The 6,024-nt window shown below is 42.0% G+C and carries 5 protein-coding genes and 2 rRNA genes; 1 reads left to right on the forward strand and 6 read right to left on the reverse strand.

Annotated elements, in window-relative coordinates; translation table 11 throughout:
- The 4 genes from WBA23_RS00035 to WBA23_RS00050 all read right to left on the reverse strand — a co-directional run.
- A partial coding sequence (locus WBA23_RS00035) for an undecaprenyl phosphate translocase family protein (protein WP_424580187.1) occupies positions 1–147 on the reverse strand: 147 nt, incomplete at its 3' end.
- Positions 147–923 (reverse strand): phosphosulfolactate synthase, encoded by a 777-nt coding sequence (locus WBA23_RS00040; protein ID WP_424580183.1) that lies wholly within the window; start codon positions 921–923, stop codon positions 147–149. The genes WBA23_RS00040 and WBA23_RS00035, both read right to left, overlap by 1 nt.
- Positions 924–2,321, reverse strand: a complete 1,398-nt coding sequence (locus WBA23_RS00045; RefSeq protein ID WP_424580184.1) for a tetratricopeptide repeat protein — start codon at positions 2,319–2,321, stop codon at positions 924–926. It lies immediately after the preceding gene.
- A gap of 119 nt (positions 2,322–2,440) precedes the next feature.
- On the reverse strand, positions 2,441–3,445 hold the full coding sequence (locus WBA23_RS00050; RefSeq protein ID WP_424580185.1) for an NAD-dependent epimerase/dehydratase family protein: 1,005 nt from the start codon (positions 3,443–3,445) through the stop codon (positions 2,441–2,443).
- Between the two features lie 107 nt (positions 3,446–3,552).
- Here WBA23_RS00050 and WBA23_RS00055 point away from each other — a divergent pair, with 107 nt between their 5' ends.
- Positions 3,553–5,328, forward strand: a complete 1,776-nt coding sequence (locus WBA23_RS00055; protein ID WP_424580186.1) for an ABC transporter ATP-binding protein — start codon at positions 3,553–3,555, stop codon at positions 5,326–5,328.
- 54 nt (positions 5,329–5,382) lie between these two features.
- Here WBA23_RS00055 and rrf read toward each other — a convergent pair.
- Together rrf and WBA23_RS00065 are read right to left on the reverse strand one after the other, a co-directional pair.
- Positions 5,383–5,490, reverse strand: a 5S ribosomal RNA gene (gene rrf, locus WBA23_RS00060).
- 140 nt (positions 5,491–5,630) lie between these two features.
- Positions 5,631–6,024: ribosomal RNA gene (locus WBA23_RS00065) — 23S ribosomal RNA — on the reverse strand; the annotation flags it as partial.

Below are 6,024 nucleotides of genomic sequence, written 5' to 3' on the forward strand. Positions count from 1 at the left end.
ATCGAATGAACTGAGGGCATCCAGCAGTCGCTCGTAGATTCCGGTGATGAACGCTAGTGTGCCTCCCGAAACTCCCGGCACTACATCGGCTCCGCCCATTGCCATTCCTTTGAGGAATAGTTGACCGTACATTTTGAGATTGTTCATTAGGAAGTATGCTCGTTCTGTCCCAGAAAGTGGGTAAATGTATCGCCCCTTAATCCGAGCCGAATGGTTTCTAAGGGAATAATTTCATTAGGAGCGATATTACCCAAGTTCACGTTTGCTCCGAGTAACTTAATAAACCAAACTTGTTGCTCCTTTTGGGGGGCCTCCCAGATAATTCGCTCAAACGGTATCTGAGTTAATATCTCTTCTACCAAACCCGAGCGTACTTCGCCACTGGATCGAAACAAGCCTACATTGCCGCCTTCCCGAGCTTCGCCAATTACTTTCCAAGCTCCCGCTTCTAGTTCGGCTCGCATCAATTCAATCCACTTATACGGGGGCATAATTTTGGCAGCATCTTTAGAACCTACCTCCGAAAGCACTGTCACTTGCTCCGATAACCGCCGAATGTAATCTAACTTCTTTTCATGGTCAAGCTCAATTGATCCATCGGATACTTCAGCAAAAGACAATCCGTACTTATCCAGTATTCGCCGATAATCATCAAACTGATGGCGGACTACAAAAGCTTCAAACAAGGTTCCTCCAAAGTAAACTGGAATGTTAGCCTGGTGGTATATCGCTATTTTTTCTTCAAGTTGAGGGGTTACGAAAGAAGTAGCCCAGCCCAACTTAACCACATCTACGTATTCACCGGCTACACTAATAAAGTCTTCTACCTCCCGTAGACTTAACCCTTTATCCATTGCCATAGTATAGCCAGACACCCGAGGCTTATCGGTTCGCTCGGGAATATTCTTAAGCGTATAATTCATCTAGTTTCGGTATTGGTCGATAATTTTAAAGAGTGCCTTTTGAGTTTCTAACTTTGGAAAAAAATCGTACAAGATTTCGTGTTTATCAAAATCCAAAGTTAAAGCATTTTCTAAATAAATAAACGCATCTTTATATTGACCATCCGAAATAAGGTAAGCAGTAGCGTAATATAGTAAATCCGGGTTATCGGGTAGCTCTTCTAAGGCACCCATTGTTACCGATACTGCCATCTCGAAATTACTATTCTCAAAATATAGATGAGACCAACCTTGCCATATTTCCAGGTAAAGTGGGTTAAGCAGAGTAGCTTCTTCGTAGGCTTCGCTGCTGGAAGCAATGTTGCCTAATTTACGCTCAGCTTCGGCTAATGTATACCAATATAGGTAGTTGGCATCATTGAGTCGTAATGCTTTTCGTAGTGCGTAGGTAGCCTCCATCCAGCGCTCTTGCTGGTGCAGACAGGCACCGAAGCCAAACCAAGCTTCATCATATTCTTCATCGAGCTTGGTAGCTTTAGAATACATACGCATAGCCCGATTGTACGATTCTAATTTCTCAAGAGCAGCTCCCATACAACAGTACGTTTCCGCATTGCCTCCTTCAATATCATGCGTTTTACGATAGGCATCGTATGCCTTTCTGTACTCCTTAAGATTCATATAGGTATTACCCATATTGAAATGAGCTGACCCAAATGTATCGTCAATCAAAATAGCGTACTCGTAGGCCTGAATGGCCTTATCAAAACGCTCTAGTTTGTTATAAACGATACCTAAATTATACCAAGCCTGTACGGAGTAAGGGTCTTTGTCGATGAATTGCTGATAATATGAGAGACTATCTTCCAATTCACCGGTCATATCCAGACAGTAGGCCAATTCGTACATGGCATCTTCGTGATGTAGGTTCCACTGGAGGGCCAACTTGTAATATTTAGCAGCTTGCCGATAATCAGCCGTATGCTGAAATGCCATCCCGATCTGATAGTATATTTCGTCTTTTTCTTCGCTCAGCTTGACCAAGCGTTTCAGTTCTGCAACCGAGCCCTGGTAGTCTCCCATCCATGATAGGATGTTGCTGCGCAGCATCAAAATATCGTAATCGTTGGGCTGTAAGTTGGCCGCTCGATCTAATTCAGCTAGTGCCTCTTCGTAACGCTCTAAGTGGCCTAGCGTTTGAGCCTTATTAAATAATAGTTCAGCTGAATAAGGATATTGAGCAATTCCTAGATTACAGGTTTTTAGTGCTTTCTTATATTTTTCTTCATCTAAATAGTCTTCAATAACATCAACGTATACATTTAAGTCCAGAAAATGAGCATCGTTATTCTTAAGTTGGTTCTCAAACCATCGTATTAAATTATGCCCATCTTCACGATTTCTAAATTGATCGCTCATATTTTTTAGAGATTAAAAATCGTTCATTACTTCATAAAAAAACTGAGGGTATATTGTTTGTGGATAGGGTTAAATATAGAAAATACCCCACGTACGACCAACTATTTGTGAGGTGTTATCTACTGGGGTGATTTTAGATTAGTTTCTTCTTCTTTTTTAACTAATTGTTCGCAGCACCATTGTATTGTTTCGTTTAGCGACCGAAATTCCATGCCCAAAGTTTTTTGAACTTTTTCATTATCGTAAGTATGGCTGTTGCGAGCTACCTGTGCCAGTTCGTCGGTAACTAATGGTTTCTGTTGCGTAATTAGCGTGCGTATCCGATCCAGTTTGCTTATTCCTTTTATGACTGAAGCATTAATTTTGATATTGGGGGGGCGTTTATCAAGGAACTTAGCAATAGTTTCAAATAGCTGTTGGTAGGATATGCTTCTAGCACTCACAATAAATCGCTCATCGGTTATCTCTCGGTCAATTGCTCTCAATGCTACTTCGGCAACATCCCGAACATCTACGTAGTTCACTATTCCACTGGTATAAAAACGCTTTTCATTCCAGACATATTTAAATACTTGGGTGCTACTCTTATCTAAGCTGCCTGGCCCCAATACCAATGAAGGATTCAGCACTACTGCGGGTAGACCTTCGGCTACAGCCCGCCATACTTCTACTTCGGCCAGCCACTTACTACGAGCGTAGCCGGTTAAATTGTCATTTGGCGTAATTGTATGAGTTTCATCTACTAAGTTATCGGACACTTTTTTTCCTACTGCTGCTACCGAACTCATATGTAAGAAATGAGTAACATCTTGCTTGAGTGATACATTTATGATGTTAGCTGTGCCCTCTACGTTTATTTTTTGCATGAGTGCTTCGTCCCGACTGTCGTAAGAGATGAAGGCGGCACTATGTATCACCCCTTTTACACCTTGCATATTCTTTTCCAGATTAACAATATCTAGCAAGTCTCCCTCTACCCACTCAATCTCATTCTGAATGTCTGCTACTAAACTCATATCACTAGTTTTACGTCGTAAACCTCTTAATGAATAGCCCGCTTTTAGCATGGCTCGGCAGATAAAGCTGCCTATTAATCCGGTAGATCCAGTAACTAAGTACATCATATTTAGATTTAAGTATAGTAAACGGCTGAATAGGGATTATGTATTTTCCAGGCTTTTTACAATTTGAGTATCACGAATCCGTCCTAGACATTGAATAACAGTCTCATATGAAAAAGAATATCTTCTTGAACAAAGATCAGTTTAAACGTTTAGCTGGAATCTATCGCTTCATACTTCCTTATAAAGGGCAGTTTACGATTGGTATGATCGGATTAGTTTTTTCCAGTTTGACGCTACTTAGCTTTCCGCTTATTTCCGGCGAGTTACTTGATGTAGCATCCGGCAACGAATCTTGGTTGTCTAACAACCTGAATATCATTGCACTATGCTTGCTTGCAGTATTTTTTGTGCAGAGTATATTTTCATTCATTAGAGTCTACTTTTTTGCAAAGGTAAACGAAAATTCGTCTGCTGATATACGAACCGCCCTTTACCAAAAGCTTATTACACTTCCTATAAGCTTTTACGATAAACATCGTACTGGAGAGCTGATCAGCCGTATTACTTCTGATATTTCTCTTCTTCAGAATACTTTTTCCGTAACACTAGCCGAATTTCTTCGGCAGATAGCAACATTAGTTATTGGTACTATCGTAATTGTATCGATGGCTCCCAGCCTTACCGGTTTTATGTTCGCTACGTTTCCTTTTTTAATTGTAGCCGCAATGGTATTCGGACGTTATATCCGTCGTCTTACCAAAAAAACACAAGACCAACTAGCTGAAAGCAGTGTCATTGTAGAAGAAACGTTGCAGGCTATCCGAGCAGTTAAAGCTTTTACGAGTGAATTTCGTGAGATAGTTCGTTACCGAACTTCTATTGATCAGGTAGTGAATACTGCTTTAAAAGCTGCCTTGTATCGTGGATTATTTGTTGCATTTATTATTTTCGTTCTGTTTGGCGGTATTGTAGCAGTACTTTGGTACGGTGCTACACTTGTTCAGCAAGGTACTATTACTATTGGTGACTTAGTTTCCTTTATTATGTATACCACACTAATTGGTGGTTCTATCGCGGGTCTTGGCGACCTATATGGACAAATTCAAAAGGCAGTTGGTGCCTCTGAGCGTATTTTAGCTATTTTAGATGAGCAGTCTGAAACGATAAGCGTACCTTCATCAAAACCCGAGCTTCTCACTCAAACTATTCAGGGGAGTATTCGCTTCGATGATGTTTCTTTTTTTTATCCTTCCCGCCCAGATATTACAGTATTGAACGCTATTTCGTTCTCGGTGCGGGCGGGGGAGAAAATTGCACTTGTCGGCCATAGTGGAGCAGGAAAATCAACAATAGCTCAACTAATTTTGAGATACTACTCTGTGATTAGTGGAACTATCACTATTGATGATACCGCTGTAGATGCTTATGATCTTACTTCTTTGCGACTGAACATAGGACTGGTTCCTCAAGAAGTAATTTTATTTGGGGGAAGTATTGAGGAAAATATCCGCTATGGAAGGCAAGACGCAACTTTTCAACAAGTAGAAGCAGCAGCTTATCAGGCTAACGCCTTGGATTTTATTAATTCTTTTCCTGAAAACTTTTCAACTATTGTGGGGGAAAGAGGGGTTCAATTATCAGGCGGACAGCGACAAAGAATTGCTATCGCTCGAGCCATTTTGAAAGACCCAGCTATTTTAATATTGGATGAAGCTACTAGTTCGCTGGATGCTGAGTCGGAACACCTCGTTCAAAACGCTCTAGAAAATCTTATGGAACACCGAACTACAATTATAATTGCTCACCGCTTAGCTACTATCCGTAAAGTGGATCGTATTTATATGCTAAAAGAAGGACAAATTATTGAACGAGGAACGCACGAAGAGCTATATGAACTTGACCAGAGTTATCGTAATCTTATCCAGCTACAGATGTTAAGTTAAAACAAAAAACCCCCCATCTTATTTTTCAAAGATGGGGGGCTATAATTAACAAGAAAAAGGCGGCGACCTACTCTCCCTCAGGTGAAGTACCATTGGCGCTGCCGGGCTTAACTGCTCTGTTCGGGATGGGAAGAGGTGATCCCCGGCGCTACAGCCACCTTAAGATTTTGCAGGTATCAGGTAGAGGGTGAATGGTTCAGTGTCAATCACTGTTCCACCACGCAACTTCTATTATCCAATACCTGGATAAATATTTTTGACATGTAAAAGTAAGAGAATCATCTAAAACGGGGGTGTGTTGAGCAGGAAAGCCGTTCGGGTCATTAGTACGGCTCAGCTGTGCCATTTCTGACTCTATACCTACCGCCTATCTACGTTGTCGTCTACAACGACCCTCAAGGGAAGCCTCATCTTCAGGCGGGTTTCGCGCTTAGATGCTTTCAGCGCTTATCCCATCCGAACATAGCTACTCGGCGCTGCACCTGGCGGCACAACCGATACACCAGCGGTTCGTCCAACTCGGTCCTCTCGTACTAAAGTCAGATCCTGTCAAGCTTCCTACGCCCACCACAGATAGGGACCGAACTGTCTCACGACGTTCTGAACCCAGCTCGCGTGCCACTTTAATGGGCGAACAGCCCAACCCTTGGGACCTTCTCCAGCCCCAGGATGTGACGAGCCGACATCGAGGTGCCA

It is taken from the genome of Tunicatimonas sp., assembly GCF_049647865.1.
Classification (GTDB): Bacteria; Bacteroidota; Bacteroidia; order Cytophagales; family Cyclobacteriaceae; genus Tunicatimonas.

Excerpts from the sequence above, each read along its gene's own strand:
- WBA23_RS00055 (WP_424580186.1), top strand. The coding sequence starts at position 3,553 with ATGAAAAAGAATATCTTCTTGAACAAAGATCAGTTTAAACGTTTAGCT.
- WBA23_RS00040 (WP_424580183.1), bottom strand. The coding sequence starts at position 923 with ATGAATTATACGCTTAAGAATATTCCCGAGCGAACCGATAAGCCTCGG.
- WBA23_RS00050 (WP_424580185.1), bottom strand. The coding sequence starts at position 3,445 with ATGATGTACTTAGTTACTGGATCTACCGGATTAATAGGCAGCTTTATC.
- WBA23_RS00045 (WP_424580184.1), bottom strand. The coding sequence starts at position 2,321 with ATGAGCGATCAATTTAGAAATCGTGAAGATGGGCATAATTTAATACGA.